The organism is Pseudomonas sp. GW821-FHT10B02, from assembly GCF_059415665.1.
Map to the genome: position 1 here is coordinate 55,999 of NZ_JBWKNR010000013.1, position 18,821 is coordinate 74,819.

The window sequence follows — 18,821 nt, forward strand, 5'->3', positions numbered from 1 at the left end:
CCGTGTTCTCAGCTCTCCAGAGCACCACCGGCCAGCGCACACAGCTGGATCGGGTCGAGGATGTGGATTTCCTTGCCTTCGGCGGCAATCAGGCCGTTCTGCTGGAAGCGGGTGAAAACCCGTGAAACAGTTTCTACAGCCAGACCCAGGTAGTTGCCGATTTCGTTGCGCGACATGCTCAGGCGGAACTGATTGGCCGAATAGCCCCGGGCACGGAAGCGCGCCGAGAGGTTGACCAGGAAGGTGGCGATGCGCTCGTCGGCGGTTTTCTTCGACAACAGCAGCATCATCTGCTGGTCATCGCGAATTTCGCGGCTCATCACCCGCATCAGCTGGCGACGCAGTTGAGGCAGCTGAACCGAAAGTTCATCGAGGCGTTCGAAGGGGATTTCACAGACCGACGTGGTTTCCTGGGCCTGGGCCGATACCGGATAGGTTTCGGTGTCCATGCCGGACAGGCCGACCAGTTCGCTGGGCAGGTGAAAGCCGGTGATCTGTTCTTCACCGCCGTCGCTCAGGCTGAAGGTTTTCAGGGCACCGGAGCGCACTGCGTAGACCGAAGCGAAGTTGTCACCCTGGCGGAACAGAAATTCGCCTTTCTTCAGCGGTCGCCCGCGTTTGACGATGTCATCCAATGCATCCATGTCTTCCATGTTCAACGACAATGGCAGGCACAGAGGCGCCAGGCTGCAATCCTTGCAGTGGGCCTGGTTATGGGGGCGCAGTTTGACTGGCTCGGACATTTCTTCATTCCTTGGGGGAAAGCACACATAAGCCGTAAGGGTAACTCAGGGCATGGGGTTTCGGCCAGCCCGCACCCGGGTAGGGTGGGGTGGATGAGGTGCGGCGTATCGTCCGACCTCCGATAAACATAGTGTGCTTTACAAGTATGACTGTAAACAGTGTCCGTGCTTTGCGCTTCAGATCACCCGAGAGAAGCGTTGCTGGCTGTGCAGGCCGAGGTAGGCGTCGAACACCATGCACACCGAACGCACCAGCAGGCGACCGGCGGGCAATACCTGGATGCCCTGGTTGCTGAGGTGGATCAGGCCATCGTCGTGCATGGCTTGCAGGGCTGGCCACTGGTCCTTGAAGTAGCCGCGAAAATCGATGGTGAAGGCTTGTTCGATGACTTCGAAGTCCAGTTCGAAGTGGCAGATCAACTGCTGGATCACCGCGCGGCGCAGGCGGTCGTCGGCGCTGCAGAGCAGGCCGCGGCTGGTGGCCAGCTGGGCGCTGGACAGGGTGTCCTGGTAGGTGTTCAGGTCGCTGGTGTTCTGGCAGTACAGATCACCGATCTGGCTGATGGCCGAGACGCCGAGGCCGATCAGGTCGCAGTGACCGTGGGTGGTGTAGCCCTGGAAATTGCGTTGCAGGGTCGATTCTTCCTGGGCGATGGCCAGTTCGTCGTCGGGCAGGGCGAAATGGTCCATGCCAATGTAGCGGTAGCCGGCGGCAGTCAGTTGTTCAATGGTTCTTTGCAGCATCTCCAGCTTGGCGGCGGGCGCCGGCAGGTCATTGCTGTCGATGCGCCGCTGCGGCATGAAGCGTTCCGGCAAGTGCGCATAGTTGAACACCGACAGGCGGTCCGGTTGCAGCTTGATGACTTCGTCCACGGTGCGGGCAAAGCCTTCTGGCGTTTGTTTGGGCAGACCGTAGATCAGGTCGAGGTTGATCGAGCGAAACTGCAGGGTGCGTGCCGCGTCGATGATTGTCCGGGTCTGTTCCAGGGTTTGCAGGCGGTTGATCGCCCGTTGCACGGTCGGGTCGAGGTCCTGCACGCCCAGGCTGACGCGATTGAAACCCAGTTCGCGCAGCAGGCCCATGGTCGGCCAGTCGGCCTCGCGCGGGTCGATCTCGATGCCGTAGTCGCCGGAATCGTCGTCCAGCAGGTTGAAATGCTGGCGCAAATGCGCCATCAGCTGGCGCAGTTCGACGTGGCTGAGAAAGGTCGGGGTGCCGCCACCGAAGTGCAATTGCTCGACGCTCTGCTTGGGGTCCAGGTGACAAGCGATCAGCTGGATTTCCTGCTCCAGGCGCTGCAGGTAGGGCTGGGCGCGGGCGCGGTCTTTGGTGATGACCTTGTTGCAGGCGCAGTAGTAGCAGATGTTGGCGCAGAACGGCACGTGCACATAGAGCGACAGCGGCCGAACGGCCCGGCGGCTGTCACGCAGGGCGTGCAGCAGGTCGAAGGAGCCGACTTCACTGTGCAGTTGCACTGCGGTTGGATAGGAGGTGTAGCGTGGGCCGGACAGGTCGTAGCGACGGATCAGGTCGGAGTCCCAACGGAGTGCGTCGAGCATGTGGGCAATCCCCAGAATGAGCAGCAGTGCCCGAAGTCTAGGGGGGTGGGAAACAGCCCGTCTTGATTTGTATCAACGGCGCTTCAGTGGCCCATCAGCCAGTGCTGGTGCGGCCCCGGCAGGGTCCACAGACCAAACAGGATCACCAGTATGCCGCCAGCGACCCGTACCCCGCGTTTGCGTAGCAGGGCGCTGGTGCGTTCGGCGGCAAGCCCGGTGGCCAGCAGCACAGGCCAGGTGCCGAGACCGAAGGCCAGCATCAGCAGGGCGCTGTCAGCGGCGTTGCCCTGGCTCGCAGCCCACAACAGGGTGCTGTAGACCAGGCCGCATGGCAGCCAGCCCCACAGGGCGCCCAGCAGCAGAGCGCGGGGCAGGCTGGAAACCGGTAGCAGGCGGTTGGCCACGGGCTGTATGTGGCGCCACAGGCCGCGTCCGAGGCCTTCGATGCGAGTCAGGCCGCTCCACCAGCCGGCCAGGTACAGGCCCATGCTGATCAACAGCAACGCTGCGACCACGCGCATGCCCAAGGCCACCGGGCTGTTGGCCACGGCCCAGCCGGCCAGGCCCAGCAGCAGGCCGGCCAGGGCGTAGCTGAAGATGCGGCCCAGGTTGTAGGCCAGCAGCAGGCGAAAGCGCCGGCTGCGCTGTTCTTTGGGGATGGCCAGGGTCAGGGCACCCATCAGCCCGCCGCACATGCCCAGGCAATGGCCGCCGCCCAGCAGGCCGAGGATCAGCGCCGAGCTGAGCAGGGGTAGCAGCTCAAGCACGGGGTGGGGCGCCGTCGTCGGGTTTCTTGCCGTCGGCTTCGTCCATCGCGGCGGTGTGCTGTGGGTCCTGATCGTCGAACAGGATGCTGTGGGCCGGGCTGTCGAGGTCGTCGTACTGACCGCTGTCCACCGCCCAGAAGAAGATGTAGATAGCGATGGCGACGATCAGCAGCGCGGCCGGAATCATGATGTATAGCGCGGGCATGGAAGCTCCTGGTCAGGCCGTGGCTGGGTGTGAGTCGCGGGTCGCTGTGGCGCCGGCGGCCGGGCCGCTGATGCGGGTCAGGCGCAGGGCGTTGAGCACCACGATCAGCGAACTGACGGACATGCCAATGGCCGCCCACACCGGCGTGATCCAGCCCAGGGCGGCAAAGGGCAGCATCAGGCCATTATACAGCGCTGCCCAGAGCAGGTTCTCGATAATGATCCGGCGAGTGCGCCGGGCCAGGCTGAAGGCCTGCACCAGTGCGTCGAGGCGATTGGACAGCAGTACTGCATCGGCGCTGGTCTTGGCAAGGTCGGTGGCCGAGCCCATGGCGATGCTGATGTCGGCGGCGGCCAGCACCGGTACGTCGTTGACTCCGTCGCCGAGCATCAGCACCTTGCGGCCCTGCAGCTGCAGGGCTTTGAGTTTTTCCAGTTTGTCATCCGGACGCAAGCCGCCGATGGCCTGGTCAATCTGCAGCTCGGCGGCCACGCTCTGCACCATCGGTGAGCTGTCGCCGGACAGCAGCAAGGTCTGCCAGCCGCGGGCGCGACAGGCCGCGAGCAAGTCGGCGGCGTCATTGCGCAGGCGGTCGTCGAGCACCAGCCAGGCAAGGGCGCCCTGGGTGTCGCCGAGCAACAGCCATTGACCCGGCTCTGCGGGCATCTCGGGTGCAGCAGTGTTGCTCAAGGCGCACACGAAACCTGCTTCGCCGATGCGCAGGCGTTGCCCTTGCACCACGCCTTCAAGCCCGAGGCCAGGCTCGGCGTGTACCTCGTCGGCAGCAACGCTGGCGCGCCCGAAGGCACGGGCAATCGGGTGTTCGGAGCGGTTTTCCAGGGCGGCGGCAAGCATCAGGCACTGATCGGCGTCGGCGGCGGCCAGCGGGCGAATGGCGCGCAAGGTCAGGCGGCCTTCGGTGAGGGTGCCGGTCTTGTCGAAGATCACTGTGTCGATCTGGTTCAGGCCTTCGAGCACATGACCGCGGGTCAGCAGCAGGCCGAGTTTGTGCAGGGTACCGGTGGCGGCGGTCAGTGCGGTAGGGGTGGCCAGCGACAGGGCGCAAGGGCAGGTGGCGACCAGCATCGCCAGGACGATCCAGAACGCCCGCGACGGGTCCAGCTGCCACCAGAGCAGGCCGATGGCCGCAGCGGCGACCAGGGAGAACAGCAGGAACCACTGCGAGGCGCGGTCGGCGATTTCCGCCAGCCGCGGTTTTTCCGACTGGGCCCGCTCCAGCAGGCGGACGATGGCCGACAGGCGTGTGTCCTGGCCCAGGGCCTGGACTTCGACGGTCAGCGCGCTTTCCACGTTCAAGGTCCCGGCGGTTACCGCGTCGCCCGCACGGCGCGGCTGGGGCAGGTATTCACCGGTCAGCAGCGACTCATCGACACTCGACTGACCGCTGACGATACGCCCGTCGGCAGGCACGACATGCCCGGGTTGAATCAGTACGCAATCACCCAGTTGCAACTCACTGAGCAGGATCCGCTCGCTTTGGCCCGCCGCGCCCAGGCGCAGGCAGGAAGCGGGCAGCAGGTTGACCAGCTGTGCAGTGGCGGCGGCCGTGCGCTCACGGGCGCGGCGTTCCAGGTAGCGGCCTGCGAGCAGGAACAGGGCGAACATGCCCACGGCATCGAAATACAGCTCGCCGCTGCCGGTGATCGCGGTCCAGATCCCGGCGCCATAGGCCAGGCCGATGGCCAGCGACACCGAAACGTCCATGGTCAGGTGTCGGGTGCGCAGGTCGCGGGCGGCGCCACGGAAGAACGGCGCGCAGCTGTAGAAGACGATCGGGGTGGTCAGGAACAGCGCGACCCAGCGCAGGATGGTGTGCAGTTCCGGGCTCAGGTCGATGTTGAATTCCGGCCAGGTGGCCATCGTCGCCATCATCGCCTGGAACCACAGCAGGCCGGCGACTCCCAGTTGGCGCAGGGCGGTGCGGTTTTCATTGGCCAGCTGTTCAGCGGCGCGGTCGGCCTGATAGGGGTGCGCCGCGTAACCGATGTGGCGCAGTTCGGCCAGCAGCCTGGACAGCGGTAACTGACTGTCGGCCCAGTTCACCTGCAGGCGGTGGTTGGACAGGTTCAGCCGCGCCTCGGCTACGCCAGGCAGGTTGCGCAGGTGTTTTTCGATCAGCCAGCCGCACGCGGCGCAGCTGATGCCTTCGATCAGTAAGGTGGTTTCGGCCAGCTCACCGCTATGGCGGACGAAAGGTTTTTGCACATCGGCACGGTCATACAGGGCCAGCTCGTCGACCAGTTGCTGGGGCAGGGCGTCGGGGTTGGCGCTGGCTTCGCTGCGGTGCTGGTAATAGCTTTCCAGGTTGCCAGCGACAATGGCTTCGGCCACGGCCTGGCAACCCGGGCAGCAGAACAACCGGTCCTGGCCGAGTACCACGGCGGTGAAGTGGCTGCCGGCCGGAACGGGCAGGGCGCAGTGGTAGCAAGGCGTGGGGCTGGTCATGGCTATCTTCGCAGTCATTCAGGGCATTATCGCCGGCAATGCCGGCTCCCACAGAAAACCACCGATGGCATTTGTGGGAGCCGGCATTGCCGGCGATGGGGCGACTCATTTTTCGAGGTGTTCAGCCCCTTGCAGCGCTTCGTCGCCCAGCTGCAGGGTTACATCATGGCCAACCTGTTCTTCTTCAAACAGACGCCAGACATGCTCGTCCTGGCTGCCGAGCAGCTCGACGAAGCGACGGCCTTCGATCTTGTCGCTGAGCTGGCCGACGTAGCGTCCGGCTTCACTGGCGCTCTGGGTCAGGATGATCTTGCGGTCTTTCTCCGGCTGGGTCGGCGAGATCAGGTTGAGTTCCAGGGTTTTCGGCTGGCTGTTACCGCTCAGGCGCAGCTCGACTTCACCGGTCAGCTCGTCCAGGTGCACGCTGGCCTTGAGGTTCAGGGTCTGGCCCAGCAGTTCACGGTCCAGCGAGCGGTTGATGCCTTTACCGGCCTCGTAGTAGTTGTCGTTGACCAGGTTGTCCGGGTTGTTGACCGCAATGTAGACCATGGTCAGGCTCAGGGTCACCGAGGTGGCCAGCACCCCGATGATGATCCATGGCCAAAGGTGCTTGTACCAGGGGCTGGCGGCTGTTGCAGAAGGCATAGACTCAGTCTCTTATCGAATTTGCGGGCCGATGAAGCGGCTCTTGGCTTCAACCTGGGTGGCGCTGTCGTCAGCGTCCTTGAGGATGAAGGTGACTTCGTTGGTGCTCGATGGCAGTTTCTCCGGGGCCATCGACAGTTGTACCGGCAGGCTGACGATGTCACCGGCGGCGACACGGATTTCCCCGGCGCCTTCAAGCTTGAGGTCTGGCAGGCCAGCGGCTTCGAGCACGTAGACGTGGTCGTGCTGGTCTTTGTTCATGACCTTCAGGCTGTAGACGTTTTCGATCCGGCCCTGGGCGTTTTCGCGGTACAGGACGCGGTCCTTGCTGACGTCGAAGCCGACCAGCGGGCGCAGCACGAAGGCGCTTGCGAGCAGGCCGATCATGGCCAGCAAGACCACCGCATAACCGATCAGGCGCGGGCGCAACATGTGGGTTTTCTGCCCGGAGAGGTTGTGCTCGGTGGTGTAGCTGATCAGGCCTTTGGGGTAGTTCATCTTGTCCATGATGGTGTCGCAGGCGTCGATGCAGGCGGCGCAGCCGATGCACTCGATCTGCAGGCCATCGCGAATGTCGATGCCGGTCGGACAGACCTGGACGCACATGGTGCAGTCGATGCAGTCACCCAGGCCTTTGGCCTTGTAATCGAGGTCTTTCTTGCGCGGGCCACGGGTTTCGCCGCGACGTGGATCGTAGGAGACGATCAGCGTGTCCTTGTCGAACATCACGCTCTGGAAGCGCGCATAGGGGCACATGTACACGCACACCTGCTCGCGCAGCCAGCCGGCATTGCCGTAGGTGGCCAGGGTGAAGAAACCGACCCAGAAATACGCCCAGCCATCGGCCTGGCCGGTGAAGAACTCCACCACCAGCTCGCGGATCGGCGAGAAGTAGCCGACGAAGGTCATGCCGGTGACAAAGCCGATCAGCAGCCACAGGCTGTGCTTGGCCAGTTTGCGCAGGAACTTGTTGCCGCTCATGGGCGCCTTGTCCAGCTTCATGCGCTGGTTGCGGTCACCTTCCGTGACCTTTTCGCACCACATGAAGATCCAGGTCCAGACGCTCTGCGGACAGGTGTAGCCGCACCACACCCGGCCAGCGAACACGGTGATGAAGAACAGGCCGAAGGCGGCAACGATCAACAGGCCGGACAGCAGGATGAAATCCTGCGGCCAGATGGTGGCGCCGAAGATGTAGAACTTGCGCTCGGGCAGGTTCCACCAGACCGCCTGGTGCTCGCCCCAGTTCAGCCACACCGTGCCGAAATACAGCAGGAACAGGACGGCGCCGCCGGCCATGCGCAAATTGCGGAACAAGCCGGTGAAGGCCCGGGTGTAGATTTTTTCCCGAGAGGCGTAGAGATCGACGCTGTCTTTGTCTTTATTGGCAGGCGGGGTGACATCATGTACTGGAATCTGCTTGCTCATCATTGAGTCCCACGGCAGTGGAATTACGCCGCGATCAGTGCGTGCCGACCGCAGTCAGAAGTTTATGCTGCTCTAGGTCGGATAATACGCCTGTAGTGGCAGCATGGGGCATGGCTGCGACCTTTAGTCGCGTTGGGTTTGCCTGGTGATTAGTGTAGTGGGCGTGTCAATTGATCTGGGTCATGCGAACTGCCTTGACCCGGTGGGAGCGGCGTCTATAAAAAAGCCCCGCCAGTCTGCACTGACGGGGCCTTTTGGTGGCTGTGCGAATTACTTCGCTTCAGCCGCCTTTTCACCTTGATGCGACAGGCTGTAGACATAGGCGGCCAGCAGGTGGACCTTGTCGTTACCCTGGATCGCTTCCTGGGCAGGCATCTGGCCCTGACGGCCGTAACGGATGGTCTGCTGCAGTTGCGCGAAGCTCGAACCGTAGATGAATGCCTGCGGGTGCGTCAGGTTCGGCGCGCCCATGGCCGGGGTGCCTTTGCCTTCAGGGCCGTGGCAGGCCACGCAGTTGGCGGCGAAGAGCTTCTGGCCGTTGGCGATGTCGGCTTTCGCCCCTTCTGGCAGCTTGCGGCCATCAAGGTTGGTCAGCACGTACCCGGCGACGTCGGCAACGCCCTGCTCACCAATGACTTCGGCCCAGGCCGGCATCACGCCGTGACGACCGCCCATGATGGTGGCCTTGATGGTTGCCGGATCACCGCCCCAACGCCAGTCGTTGTCGGTGAGGTTAGGGAAGCCATAGGAACCCTTGGCGTCGGAACCGTGGCACACCGAGCAGTTGGAGGCGAACAGGCGCCCACCCATTTTCAGGGCTTGCGGATCCTTGGCCACTTCTTCAATGGGCATGGCTGCAAATTTGGCGAAGATCGGCCCAAATTTAGCGTCAGCGCGGGCCATTTCCTTTTCCCACTCGTGTACGCCGGTCCAGCCAGGCTGGCCGTTGGCGAACTCGGTCTTTTTCTCGTTATCCACGTACTGGTAACCCGGCAAAATGCCTTTCCAGTTACCCAGGCCCGGGTACAGCACCAGGTAACCCAGGGCGAAAACGATGGTGCCGACGAACAGCATGAACCACCATTTCGGCAACGGGTTGTCATATTCCTCGATGCCGTCGTAGGCGTGGCCCACGGTTTCTTCGGTGGTTTCGCTGCGCTGGCCCTTGCGGGTGGACAGCAGCAGCCAGGTCAGGGCGAAGATCGTGCCCAGACTCAAAACGGTGACGTACAGACTCCAGAAGGTAGTCATTCGTTGTTACTCCTAGACGCTTTCGCTTGCGCTTGCTCGACGTGCTTGCTGGCTTCGGGATCATCCGCGAAGGGCAGCATGGTCGCTTCGTCGAACTCAGACTTGCGCCGAGAACTGAACACCCACAACGCCAGGCCAATAAAGGCCACCATCACCACGACGGTGCCCAGGCCACGAATCATCCCGATATCCATCAATGTCACCGTTTGCTTTTGATGATGGTGCCCAGGCCTTGCAGGTAGGCCACCAGAGCGTCCATTTCAGTCTTGCCCTTGACCGCGTCGCGGGCACCGGCGATGTCTTCATCGGTGTACGGTGTGCCGAGGGTGCGCAGGACTTCCATTTTCTTGACGGTGTCCTTGCCATCGAGCTTGTTCTCTACCAGCCATGGGTAGGCCGGCATTTTCGACTCGGGCACGACGTTGCGCGGGTTGTACAGGTGCGCACGGTGCCAGTCATCGGAGTAACGGCCGCCGACACGGGCCAGGTCCGGGCCGGTACGCTTGGAGCCCCACAGGAACGGGTGGTCCCAGACGCTTTCACCGGCGACCGAGTAGTGGCCGTAGCGCTCGGTTTCGGCACGGAACGGACGGATCATCTGCGAGTGGCACTGCACGCAGCCTTCGCGGATGTAGATGTCACGGCCTTCCAGTTCCAGCGCGGTACGTGGCTTCATGCCCTCGACCGGCTTGTTGGTGACGTCCTGGAAGAACAGCGGGACGATCTGGGTCAGGCCACCGACACTCACGGCGATGACCATGAAGAAGGCCAGCAGGCCGATATTCTTCTCGAGTGTTTCGTGCTTCATCAGTGAGCTCCAACTACAGCGATCTGAGCCGCAGCTTCAGCTTCGGCCGGCTTCGAGGCGCGTACGGTACGGTAGACGTTGTACGCCATCAGCAGCATGCCGGAGGCGAAGAACGCACCGCCCAGGGCACGGACGATAAAGCCTGGGTGGCTGGCCTGCAGGGCTTCGACGAAGGAGTAGGTGAGGGTGCCGTCATCGTTGATTGCACGCCACATCAGGCCCTGGGTGATGCCGTTGACCCACATCGAGGAGATGTACAGCACGGTACCGATGGTCGCCAGCCAGAAGTGCGCGTTGATCAGGCCGATGCTGTGCATCTGCTCGCGGCCGTAGACTTTCGGGATCATGTGGTACAGGGCGCCGATCGAGATCATCGCAACCCAGCCCAGAGCGCCGGCGTGTACGTGGCCGACGGTCCAGTCGGTGTAGTGCGACAGCGAGTTGACGGTCTTGATCGCCATCATCGGACCTTCGAAGGTCGACATGCCGTAGAACGCCAGGGACACCACGAGGAAACGCAGGATCGGGTCGGTGCGCAGCTTATGCCAGGCGCCCGAGAGGGTCATCATGCCGTTGATCATGCCGCCCCAGCTTGGTGCCAGGAGAATGATCGACATGGCCATGCCCAGCGACTGCGCCCAGTCCGGCAGGGCGGTGTAGTGCAGGTGGTGCGGGCCGGCCCAGATGTACAGGGTGATCAGTGCCCAGAAGTGCACGATCGACAGGCGATAGGAGTAGATCGGACGCTCGGCCTGTTTTGGCACGAAGTAGTACATCATGCCGAGAAAGCCCGTGGTCAGGAAGAAGCCCACGGCGTTGTGGCCGTACCACCACTGGATCATCGCGTCGGTGGCACCCGAGTAAGCCGAGTAGGACTTGAACAGGCTGACCGGCAGCGACATGTGGTTGACGATGTGCAGCATCGCGGTCACCACGATGAACGCACCGTAGAACCAGTTACCCACATAGATGTGCTTGGTCTTGCGCTTGACGATGGTGCCGAAGAACACCACACCGTAGGTGACCCAGACAATCGCCAGCAAAATGGCGATCGGCCATTCCAGCTCGGCGTATTCCTTGGTCGTGGTGTAACCCAGCGGCAGGGTAATGAGCGCACCGACGATCACCGCTTGCCAACCCCAGAAGGTGAAGGCCGCGAGGCTGTCGGAAATCAGTCGCGTCTGGCAGGTACGCTGCACGACATAATAAGAAGTGGCAAACAGTGCACAGCCACCGAAGGCGAAAATCACCAGGTTGGTGTGCAGTGGGCGAAGCCGTCCAAAGCTCGTCCATGGCAGGTCCAGGTTCAGCTGGGGCCATACCAGTTGCGAGGCGATGAAGACTCCAAGCCCCATGCCAAGGATCCCCCAGACCACCGTCATGATGGCGAACTGGCGGACGACCTTATAGTTATAAGCAGTCGGACTGATTGCTGTGCTCATTCTAAGGTTCCACGGTTTGGGTGTTTTTGTAGGTTAAAAAATCGGCGCAAGTATGTATAAACCGTGTGGTTATTGCAACGCGATGGCTCTCGCGCCGGCCTTTGCCAAAGCCCGATCTACCGCTGTTCCGGGCCTTGTTGGCGGACAAAGTGTACACAATTATCTGCTTGATATGTGTACCGTTATTCATCTTTTCTTGTCCAATCGGTCAGGCTTGCTGTAACCGTTTTCCGTTATCCAGAAGCGGGTACAAAGAGGTCGAGCCGATCCCATCTGCCTTTGCACGCATTCTTCAACAGCCACGACCGACCAACGGGATTAGCAGGCCCCGGGTTGCGGTCGCTGTGGCAACAAGCTTAGTTCCGATCAAGGCGGGTGCAAGGCGGGGTGGCGGGGGAGGTGCGACGTTTGGTCGCAAGGGGGAAATGGAACCGCCGCATCCGGGTGGCTGCGGCGGTTTGAGTCAAGGCTCAGTTAAGGGATGATTTTACTTGGCAGAGAGGTTCTCACCTTGAGCCGGTTCATCCTGCGACAGGCTGTAGACATAGGCGGCCAGCAGGTGGACCTTGTCGTTACCCTGGATCGCTTCCTGGGCAGGCATCTGGCCCTGGCGGCCATAGCGAATGGTCTGCTGCAGCTGGGCGAAGCTTGAACCGTAGATGAAGGCTTGCGGGTGCGTCAGGTCCGGTGCGCCCATGGCTGGGGTACCTTTGCCTTGCGGACCGTGGCAGGCCACACAGTTGGTTGCAAAGAGCTTCTCGCCGTTGCCAATATCGGCCTTGGTGCCTTCTGGCAGCTTGCGTCCATCCATGTTGGTGAGGACGAAAGCGGCTACGTCGGCCACACCTTGCTCACCGATCACTTCGGCCCAGGCCGGCATGACGCCGTGACGACCGCTCATGATCGACTGCTTGATGGTGTCCGGGTCGCCGCCCCAGCGCCAGTCCTTGTCGGTCAGGTTAGGGAAGCCGTAGGCACCCTTGGCGTCGGAACCGTGGCAGACCGAGCAGTTGGAGGCGAACAGGCGGCCACCCATTTTCAGCGCTTGCGGATCCTTGGCCACTTCCTCTACCGGCATGGCCGCGAACTTGGCGAAGATCGGGCCGAATTTGGCGTCGGCCTTGTCCATTTCTTTCTGCCATTCGTTGACCTGGGTCCAGCCGTCCTGATAGCCCGGCAGGATGCCTTTCCAGTTGCCCAGGCCAGGGTAGAGGATCAGGTAGCCGACCGAGAACACCAGGGTGCCGACGAACAGCCAGAACCACCACTTGGGCAGCGGGTTGTCGTACTCCTCGATGCCGTCGAAGCTGTGGCCCATGGTCTGGTCGCCGCCGTTGGGCTTTTCGCCCTTGCGCGTGGCCAGCAGCAGCCAGGTCAAGCCGATCAGGCTGCCGATGGTCAGTACGCAGATGTACGTACTCCAGAAGGTGGTCATTGCCCGTTACTCCTCGATGCGGGTTCGTTGGCGGCAGGTGCTAGGCGGTCATCGGCGAACGGCAACAGGCTTGCCTCGGCAAACTCGCGGTCACGCCGACCGTTGAACACCCACAACGACAGGCCGATGAAGGCGATGGCCACCAGCAGGGTGCCCAGGCCGCGCAGCTGGCCGATATCCAGTGTGAAGTCCATGGCACTTACCTCTTGTTCTTGATCGCGGTGCCGAGCACCTGCAGGTAGGCAACCAGTGCATCCATTTCGGTCTTGCCCTTGATCGACTCCACCGCACCGCTGATATCTGCGTCGGTGTAGGGCACGCCCAGGGTGCGCATGGTGCGCAGCTTGGTCTCGGTGTGGCTGCTGTCTACCGGGCTGGCGACCAGCCATGGGTAGGCCGGCATCTTCGACTCGGGCACGACGTTGCGCGGGTTGTACAGGTGCGCACGGTGCCAGTCATCGGAGTAGCGGCCGCCGACACGGGCCAGGTCCGGACCGGTACGCTTGGAGCCCCACAGGAACGGGTGGTCCCAGACGCTTTCACCGGCGACCGAGTAGTGGCCGTAGCGTTCGGTTTCGGCACGGAACGGACGGATCATCTGCGAGTGGCACTGCACACAGCCTTCGCGGATGTAGATGTCACGGCCTTCCAGTTGCAGCGCGGTGTAAGGCTTCATGCCTTCGACCGGCTTGTTGGTGACGTCCTGGAAGAATAGCGGGACGATCTGGGTCAGGCCGCCGATGCTGACGGCAAAGACCATCAACAGCACCAGCAGGAAGACGTTTTTCTCGATTACTTCGTGTTTCATCTCGATCTCCTCAGGCCAGCTGCGCAGCGGCAGGTGCAGGTGCGGCTACCGGGGCACGCACGGTGCGCCAGGTGTTCCAGGCCATCAGGAACATGCCGGTGAGGAAGATCGCCCCGCCGACGAAGCGCACGATGAAGCCAGGGTGGCTGGCCACCAGGGTTTCGACGAAGGAGTAGGTCAGCGTGCCGTCGGCGTTGACCGCGCGCCACATCAGGCCTTGAGCGATACCGTTGACCCACATCGAAGCGATGTACAGCACGGTGCCGATGGTGGCGAGCCAGAAGTGCGCGTTGATCAGGCCCAGGCTGTACATCTGCTCGCGGCCGAAGACTTTCGGGATCATGTGGTACAGGGCGCCGATCGAGATCATCGCAACCCAGCCCAGAGCGCCGGCGTGTACGTGGCCGATGGTCCAGTCGGTGTAGTGGGACAAGGCGTTGACGGTCTTGATCGCCATCATCGGACCTTCGAAGGTCGACATGCCGTAGAACGCCAGCGAGACCACCAGGAAGCGCAGGATCGGGTCGCTGCGCAGCTTATGCCAGGCGCCCGAGAGGGTCATCATGCCGTTGATCATGCCACCCCAGCTCGGGGCCAGGAGGATCAGCGACATGATCATGCCCAGCGACTGCGCCCAGTCGGGCAGGGCGGTGTAGTGCAGGTGGTGTGGGCCGGCCCAGATGTACAGGGTGATCAGTGCCCAGAAGTGCACGATCGACAGGCGATAGGAGTACACCGGACGCTCGGCCTGCTTGGGCACGAAGTAGTACATCATGCCGAGGAAGCCTGCGGTCAGGAAGAAGCCCACGGCGTTGTGGCCGTACCACCACTGGACCATGGCGTCAGTGGCGCCACCGTACAGCGAGTAGGACTTGGTCAGGCTGACCGGCAGTTCCAGGTTGTTGACGATGTGCAGGATCGCCACGGTGATGATGAACGCACCGAAGAACCAGTTGCCCACGTAGATGTGCTTGGTGGTGCGCTTCATCAGGGTGCCGAAGAACACCACGGCGTAGGCGACCCAGACAATGGTGATCAGGATATCGATCGGCCATTCCAGTTCGGCGTACTCCTTGGAGCTGGTATAACCCAGCGGCAGGCTGACGGCGGCAAGCACGATCACCAGTTGCCAGGCCCAGAAGGTGAAGGCGGCGAGGCGTGGTGAGAACAGGGTGGTCTGGCAGGTGCGCTGGACCGAGTAGTAGGAGGCGGCGAACAGCGCGCAACCACCGAAGGCGAAGATCACCGCGTTGGTGTGCAGCGGGCGCAGGCGCCCGAAGCTGGTCCAGGGGAGGTCGAAGTTGAGCGAAGGCCAGACGAGTTGCGCGGCAAGAAAAACGCCGAGCCCCATCCCGACGATTCCCCACACCACCGTCATAATGGCGAATTGGCGGACCACCTTGTAGTTGTAGGCGGTACTGCTGGTTGTGTTCATGTATGGGTTCCCATCCACGGTTATAGGCAGGCTAAATAGCGAGGCAAGCATGATTAATGGGCAAGTGGCCGGTATTGACGGGGATCAATGGGCGCGGTTGATCGAAAGCCGTGGCTGGCGCTGGAATGCCCCGCAAAATCAGGGGGATGGCGAACATTTGCGCTGTCTGATCCTGGCCCATGGCGCGGGTGCGCCGATGGACAGCGGGTTCATGGAAGAAATCGCGCAAAGGCTGGCGGCACAAGGGCTGGGGGTGGTGCGCTTCGAGTTTCCCTATATGGCGCAACGGCGCCTCGATGGTGGCAAAAGGCCCCCGAATCCGCAGGCCAAGCTGCTCGAATGCTGGCGCGAGGTGTACCAACAGGTGCGACCATTGGTCACTGGGACGCTGGCCATCGGTGGCAAGTCCATGGGCGGGCGCATGGCGAGCCTGCTGGCCGATGAGCTGGGGGCGGATGCACTGGTGTGCCTGGGTTATCCCTTTTATGCCACCGGCAAACCGGAAAAACCGCGGGTGGCGCATCTGGCCGGGCTGAAGACGCCGACGCTGATCGTCCAGGGCGAACGCGATGCGTTGGGTAATCGGCAGACGGTGGAAGGCTATGAACTATCGCCAGCGATCGAGCTGTGCTGGCTGGAGGCGGGGGATCATGATCTGAAGCCGTTGAAGGCTTCGGGGTTCAGTCAGGGTGATCATCTGGCGACGGCGGCGCAGAGGATTACGGCGTTTGTGCAGTAACCATCGGGGCTGCTGAGCAGCTATCGCCGGCAAGGCCGGCTCCCACAGGGACTCTCTCAGTGGGAGCCGGCCTTGCCGGCGATGGGGTCAACATTGCACTTCGGCTCAGCCGCGGTACTCGCACAGGTAGGCGGTATCCACTGCCACCTTGAGCTGGAACTTGCTGTTGGCCGGTACGTTGAACTGGCTGCCTGCCGAGAAGGTTTCCCAGTTGTCGCTGTCAGGCAGCTTGACGGTCAGGGCGCCGGACACCACATGCATGATTTCACGCTGGGCAGTGCCGAATTCGTACTCGCCGGGGGCCATCACGCCAACCGTGGCCGGACCTTCGGCGGTGCCGAAGGCGATCGACTTGACGGTGCCATCAAAGTACTCGTTGACCTTAAACATGGGCGACTCCTGAAAAGGGGCTGAAAAGGTTGGCCAGTATGCCCAAGGCGCCTGGCGCCGTCATCCGCTTTCAGGTGCCATTGGCCGGGAGGGTCAACGGCAGCAACCGCGCGGTATTACGGGCATCTTCCAGGGCGCGGTGCTGCTGACCGCTGAACTGCAGGCCAGCCAGTTGCAAGGCGCCGTTGAGGCCGAGTGGTCGCTGCAGTTGACGCGTCTTGGCGAAGCGTTGCTTGAGGTTGATGTGCGGCAGGTCGGCGAGCACGCTGTGCAATTGATGCAACTGCCACTCCTGCAGCAATTGCTGGCGGTCATAGTCGCCCCAGCTGACCCAGGCCTGCAGATGCCCGCGATGATGGCCGATCCAGCGTTCGAACTGTCCCCACACTTCACCGAAGGAGGCGGCCGCATCGACATTGGCCTGGCTGATATGCGTCAGCTCACGGCAAAAAGGCGTCAGTTGCGGGCGCCGCCGTGGTTTGACGAAGCGCTGGAAATGATCGACCTCACGGCCCTGCCGATTGACCAGCGTCGCGCCAATTTCGATAACTTCCATATCCGTGACCGGCCAGCCCCCATCGTCTGTGGTTGCTTCCAGGTCGATCACCAGCCAATGCCCCATAGTAGGCTCCCTTGCAAGACTCGCTAGAGCGTAGCCAAACTTCAACGCTTGGGGTATCCCCTGGCCTTTTGCCGGTAACTGGAATTTGGCACAATCGATGGTTGTACAGCGCCAGGAAAACGCCTAGCTTAGGCGGATTCCGGTTAAAAACCGCAAAGAGTGTGTTGCTTTGACTCCAACGCCCATGCCGCAGGCTGTGTCTTTCCTGTTCATGCTCGCCACCCTGTGGCTGGCGTCGCCGGTGCAGGCATTCGAGGAAATCGAGGTCAAGGTCGGTGCCGCGCATTTCCCTCCTTATACGGTGCGTCCCGAGAAGGGCGCCGAAACGGGGCTGTTGCCGCAATTGGTCGAGGCCTTGAACAACGCCCAGCAGCACTACCGTTTCGTCCTGGTACCTACCTCGATTCCGCGTCGATTCGGCGATTTCCGCCAGGGGCGTACCGACATGGCGATTTTCGAGAATCCGCAGTGGGGCTGGAAGCACATCGACCATGTAGCGGTCGATATGGGCCTGGAAGATGCCGAGGTATTCGTCACCCATCTGCAACCAGACCGTGACCAGCGCTATTTTGCCGACCTCAACGGCAAGCGTCTGGCCCTGTACAGCGGTTATCACTACGCCTTTGCCGATTTCAATCCGGACCCGCAATACCTCGCCGATCACTACAACGCAACCTTGACCTATTCCCACGACAGCAACCTGCTGATGGTTCAGCGCGGTCGGGCCGATGTCGCCCTGGTGACCCGCTCCTACCTCAGCGATTTTCTCGCACGCAACCCGAAAAGCGTCGGGCAGTTGCTGATATCCCAGCGGGTCGATCAGGTCTATCACCATTACGCTCTGTTGCGTCCCGGCGCGCCGATCAGTGGCCCGGCCTTTGCCGGTCTGTTGCAACAGTTGCGCGACAAGGGCGAACTGTTGCGGATCTTCCAGCCTTACCGCATCAGCGTCAGCACCCCTCAGGCACACTAAATTTCCCCTGGGCGACCACGTTCACAAAGGTGAGCATCTTTCCTTCGTGAGCCAAGACCATGCCCTTCGACACTGCTTCGCAAACCTTATCCTTGCCCCGCTGGCGTAGCCTGGACGCCGATGAAAGTGACTGCCACCTGAGCCTTGTGCTTGAAGGCAGCCCGTTGATCCGGGTGCGCCTGGTGCGGGGTGAAGCGCTGCACGTCCACCTTGAAGAATTTGCCCACGAGCGGCCACAGCAAGCCTTGTGGGCGGCATGCTATTGGCTGTTCGCCCGCGACCCCGGTTGCCAGCGTCTGACCTGGCACCTGAGTTCGGCACCGGCCGACGCGCTGCTCAGTGGTTTGCTGGTCGAGCAAGCCCAGAGCGGGGTGTACAGCTGTGAAAGGACGCAGTTCTGGCAATTGCCGCAGCCCTGGTTAGGCCAGGCGGTTGCCGGCGTCTACCCGCAACAGATGCAGATCACCGAGGGCAAGCGCCATCCGCGCCGCGCGCCGAAACCACGGGGTGAGGTGTATCGTCGTTTTGATGCCCGCCTGGGGGCCTGGGTGTCGCTGCGTACTTTGGAAATCGATAGCGATCTGGAGCGTTTCAACCGCTGGCAGAACAACCCGCGGGTCCTGAATTTCTGGCAGGAGGGCGGCAGCCTCGAACAGCACCGTGACTACCTGAGCAAGCTGCAAGCCGATCCTCACAGCCTGACGCTGATCGGTTGTTTCGACGATCAGCCATTCGCCTACTTCGAAGCCTATTGGGCCAAGGAAGACCGCATCGCTCCCTTCTATGCAGCCGATGACTACGATCGTGGCATTCACATGCTGGTCGGTGAAGAGCATCAGCGTGGGCCGCACAAGGTTGCCAGCTGGTTGTCGGCGCTGGTGCACTATCTGTTTCTCGATGACCCGCGCACCCAGCGGGTGGTGGCCGAGCCGCGTGCCGACAACAGCAAGATGATCGGCTACATGCACGATCAGTGTTTTCATTGCGAGAAGGAATTCGACTTCCCGCATAAGCGCGCGGCTTTGATGATTCTGGGGCGGGAGCGGTTCTTCGAGCGTTGCAGGCTGGCATGATCTGCACGCTGCAAGTTGCGAGCAGGGAGTG

The 18,821-nt window shown here is 62.0% G+C and carries 20 protein-coding genes; 3 read left to right on the forward strand and 17 right to left on the reverse strand.

Translation table 11 applies throughout. The annotated features are described in order from the left end of the window. Positions 1-8: 8 nt before the first annotated feature. The 15 genes from fnrA to ccoN (AC07OF_RS19540) form a co-directional block, all read right to left on the reverse strand. Positions 9-743, reverse strand: coding sequence for a Crp/Fnr family transcriptional regulator FnrA (fnrA, locus tag AC07OF_RS19470; RefSeq protein ID WP_157193418.1), 735 nt, complete (start codon positions 741-743; stop codon positions 9-11). Between the two features lie 177 nt (positions 744-920). Continuing rightward, positions 921-2,303: an oxygen-independent coproporphyrinogen III oxidase gene (gene hemN / locus AC07OF_RS19475; RefSeq protein WP_495073354.1), complete on the reverse strand. Its 1,383-nt coding sequence runs from the start codon at positions 2,301-2,303 to the stop codon at positions 921-923. Positions 2,304-2,386: 83 nt separating this feature from the next. Beyond that, entirely contained in the window at positions 2,387-3,070 is a 684-nt protein-coding gene (locus AC07OF_RS19480) for a sulfite exporter TauE/SafE family protein (RefSeq protein WP_157193417.1), read from the reverse strand. Beyond that, positions 3,063-3,275 carry a cbb3-type cytochrome oxidase assembly protein CcoS gene (gene ccoS, locus AC07OF_RS19485; protein WP_038613194.1) on the reverse strand — a complete coding sequence of 71 codons (213 nt, stop codon included), beginning with the start codon at positions 3,273-3,275 and terminating at the stop codon, positions 3,063-3,065. The genes AC07OF_RS19480 and ccoS overlap by 8 nt, the downstream gene beginning before the upstream one ends. Positions 3,276-3,287: 12 nt before the next feature. After that, positions 3,288-5,741, reverse strand: a complete 2,454-nt coding sequence (locus AC07OF_RS19490) for a heavy metal translocating P-type ATPase (RefSeq protein WP_476445785.1) — start codon at positions 5,739-5,741, stop codon at positions 3,288-3,290. 105 nt (positions 5,742-5,846) lie between these two features. Next, entirely contained in the window at positions 5,847-6,386 is a 540-nt protein-coding gene (locus tag AC07OF_RS19495; RefSeq protein ID WP_038613190.1) for a FixH family protein, read from the reverse strand. A gap of 12 nt (positions 6,387-6,398) precedes the next feature. Then, the gene (gene ccoG / locus AC07OF_RS19500) at positions 6,399-7,814 is read right to left on the reverse strand and encodes a cytochrome c oxidase accessory protein CcoG (protein ID WP_157193415.1); all 1,416 of its coding nucleotides are present in this window, start codon (positions 7,812-7,814) and stop codon (positions 6,399-6,401) included. A gap of 270 nt (positions 7,815-8,084) precedes the next feature. Beyond that, the gene (gene ccoP / locus AC07OF_RS19505; RefSeq protein WP_038613186.1) at positions 8,085-9,065 is read right to left on the reverse strand and encodes a cytochrome-c oxidase, cbb3-type subunit III; all 981 of its coding nucleotides are present in this window, start codon (positions 9,063-9,065) and stop codon (positions 8,085-8,087) included. Next, the gene (locus tag AC07OF_RS19510; protein WP_010225992.1) at positions 9,062-9,259 is read right to left on the reverse strand and encodes a CcoQ/FixQ family Cbb3-type cytochrome c oxidase assembly chaperone; all 198 of its coding nucleotides are present in this window, start codon (positions 9,257-9,259) and stop codon (positions 9,062-9,064) included. The genes ccoP (AC07OF_RS19505) and AC07OF_RS19510 overlap by 4 nt, the downstream gene beginning before the upstream one ends. 5 nt (positions 9,260-9,264) lie before the next feature. After that, the gene (gene ccoO / locus AC07OF_RS19515) at positions 9,265-9,873 is read right to left on the reverse strand and encodes a cytochrome-c oxidase, cbb3-type subunit II (RefSeq protein WP_038613183.1); all 609 of its coding nucleotides are present in this window, start codon (positions 9,871-9,873) and stop codon (positions 9,265-9,267) included. Then, positions 9,873-11,315 (reverse strand): cytochrome-c oxidase, cbb3-type subunit I, encoded by a 1,443-nt coding sequence (gene ccoN / locus AC07OF_RS19520; protein ID WP_107025503.1) that lies wholly within the window; start codon positions 11,313-11,315, stop codon positions 9,873-9,875. Before ccoN (AC07OF_RS19520) ends, ccoO (AC07OF_RS19515) begins: the two co-directional genes overlap by 1 nt. Before the next feature lie 487 nt (positions 11,316-11,802). Beyond that, positions 11,803-12,750, reverse strand: coding sequence for a cytochrome-c oxidase, cbb3-type subunit III (gene ccoP, locus AC07OF_RS19525; RefSeq protein ID WP_157193413.1), 948 nt, complete (start codon positions 12,748-12,750; stop codon positions 11,803-11,805). Continuing rightward, complete coding sequence (locus AC07OF_RS19530; RefSeq protein WP_038613176.1) at positions 12,747-12,944, reverse strand: cbb3-type cytochrome oxidase subunit 3; 198 nt, start codon at positions 12,942-12,944, stop codon at positions 12,747-12,749. Before AC07OF_RS19530 ends, ccoP (AC07OF_RS19525) begins: the two co-directional genes overlap by 4 nt. A gap of 5 nt (positions 12,945-12,949) precedes the next feature. Continuing rightward, a complete protein-coding gene (gene ccoO, locus AC07OF_RS19535) occupies positions 12,950-13,558 on the reverse strand; it encodes a cytochrome-c oxidase, cbb3-type subunit II (RefSeq protein WP_038613174.1) in 609 nt (202 codons plus the stop codon). Between the two features lie 10 nt (positions 13,559-13,568). Further along, entirely contained in the window at positions 13,569-14,993 is a 1,425-nt protein-coding gene (gene ccoN / locus AC07OF_RS19540) for a cytochrome-c oxidase, cbb3-type subunit I (RefSeq protein WP_157193412.1), read from the reverse strand. 49 nt (positions 14,994-15,042) lie between these two features. Here ccoN (AC07OF_RS19540) and AC07OF_RS19545 point away from each other — a divergent pair, with 49 nt between their 5' ends. After that, a complete protein-coding gene (locus AC07OF_RS19545; RefSeq protein WP_157193411.1) occupies positions 15,043-15,732 on the forward strand; it encodes an alpha/beta family hydrolase in 690 nt (229 codons plus the stop codon). Between the two features lie 105 nt (positions 15,733-15,837). Here AC07OF_RS19545 and ppnP read toward each other — a convergent pair whose 3' ends face one another. Both ppnP and AC07OF_RS19555 read right to left on the reverse strand, forming a co-directional pair. Next, positions 15,838-16,122, reverse strand: coding sequence for a pyrimidine/purine nucleoside phosphorylase (ppnP, locus tag AC07OF_RS19550; RefSeq protein WP_010225980.1), 285 nt, complete (start codon positions 16,120-16,122; stop codon positions 15,838-15,840). Positions 16,123-16,192: 70 nt separating this feature from the next. Further along, positions 16,193-16,744, reverse strand: coding sequence for a 3'-5' exonuclease (locus AC07OF_RS19555; RefSeq protein ID WP_038613167.1), 552 nt, complete (start codon positions 16,742-16,744; stop codon positions 16,193-16,195). Between the two features lie 169 nt (positions 16,745-16,913). Between AC07OF_RS19555 and AC07OF_RS19560 the strand changes: the two genes are divergently transcribed. Beyond that, on the forward strand, positions 16,914-17,717 hold the full coding sequence (locus AC07OF_RS19560) for a substrate-binding periplasmic protein (RefSeq protein ID WP_157193410.1): 804 nt from the start codon (positions 16,914-16,916) through the stop codon (positions 17,715-17,717). Between the two features lie 59 nt (positions 17,718-17,776). Then, a complete protein-coding gene (locus AC07OF_RS19565; protein ID WP_495073355.1) occupies positions 17,777-18,790 on the forward strand; it encodes a GNAT family N-acetyltransferase in 1,014 nt (337 codons plus the stop codon). The last annotated feature ends 31 nt before the right edge of the window (positions 18,791-18,821 follow it).

Excerpts from the sequence above, each read along its gene's own strand:
- fnrA (WP_157193418.1), bottom strand. The coding sequence starts at position 743 with ATGTCCGAGCCAGTCAAACTGCGCCCCCATAACCAGGCCCACTGCAAG.
- hemN (WP_495073354.1), bottom strand. The coding sequence starts at position 2,303 with ATGCTCGACGCACTCCGTTGGGACTCCGACCTGATCCGTCGCTACGAC.
- ccoS (WP_038613194.1), bottom strand. The coding sequence starts at position 3,275 with ATGCCCGCGCTATACATCATGATTCCGGCCGCGCTGCTGATCGTCGCC.
- AC07OF_RS19490 (WP_476445785.1), bottom strand. The coding sequence starts at position 5,741 with ATGACCAGCCCCACGCCTTGCTACCACTGCGCCCTGCCCGTTCCGGCC.
- AC07OF_RS19495 (WP_038613190.1), bottom strand. The coding sequence starts at position 6,386 with ATGCCTTCTGCAACAGCCGCCAGCCCCTGGTACAAGCACCTTTGGCCA.
- ccoG (WP_157193415.1), bottom strand. The coding sequence starts at position 7,814 with ATGAGCAAGCAGATTCCAGTACATGATGTCACCCCGCCTGCCAATAAA.
- ccoP (WP_038613186.1), bottom strand. The coding sequence starts at position 9,065 with ATGACTACCTTCTGGAGTCTGTACGTCACCGTTTTGAGTCTGGGCACG.
- AC07OF_RS19510 (WP_010225992.1), bottom strand. The coding sequence starts at position 9,259 with ATGGATATCGGGATGATTCGTGGCCTGGGCACCGTCGTGGTGATGGTG.
- ccoO (WP_038613183.1), bottom strand. The coding sequence starts at position 9,873 with ATGAAGCACGAAACACTCGAGAAGAATATCGGCCTGCTGGCCTTCTTC.
- ccoN (WP_107025503.1), bottom strand. The coding sequence starts at position 11,315 with ATGAGCACAGCAATCAGTCCGACTGCTTATAACTATAAGGTCGTCCGC.
- ccoP (WP_157193413.1), bottom strand. The coding sequence starts at position 12,750 with ATGACCACCTTCTGGAGTACGTACATCTGCGTACTGACCATCGGCAGC.
- AC07OF_RS19530 (WP_038613176.1), bottom strand. The coding sequence starts at position 12,944 with ATGGACTTCACACTGGATATCGGCCAGCTGCGCGGCCTGGGCACCCTG.
- ccoO (WP_038613174.1), bottom strand. The coding sequence starts at position 13,558 with ATGAAACACGAAGTAATCGAGAAAAACGTCTTCCTGCTGGTGCTGTTG.
- ccoN (WP_157193412.1), bottom strand. The coding sequence starts at position 14,993 with ATGAACACAACCAGCAGTACCGCCTACAACTACAAGGTGGTCCGCCAA.
- AC07OF_RS19545 (WP_157193411.1), top strand. The coding sequence starts at position 15,043 with ATGATTAATGGGCAAGTGGCCGGTATTGACGGGGATCAATGGGCGCGG.
- ppnP (WP_010225980.1), bottom strand. The coding sequence starts at position 16,122 with ATGTTTAAGGTCAACGAGTACTTTGATGGCACCGTCAAGTCGATCGCC.
- AC07OF_RS19555 (WP_038613167.1), bottom strand. The coding sequence starts at position 16,744 with ATGGGGCATTGGCTGGTGATCGACCTGGAAGCAACCACAGACGATGGG.
- AC07OF_RS19565 (WP_495073355.1), top strand. The coding sequence starts at position 17,777 with ATGCCCTTCGACACTGCTTCGCAAACCTTATCCTTGCCCCGCTGGCGT.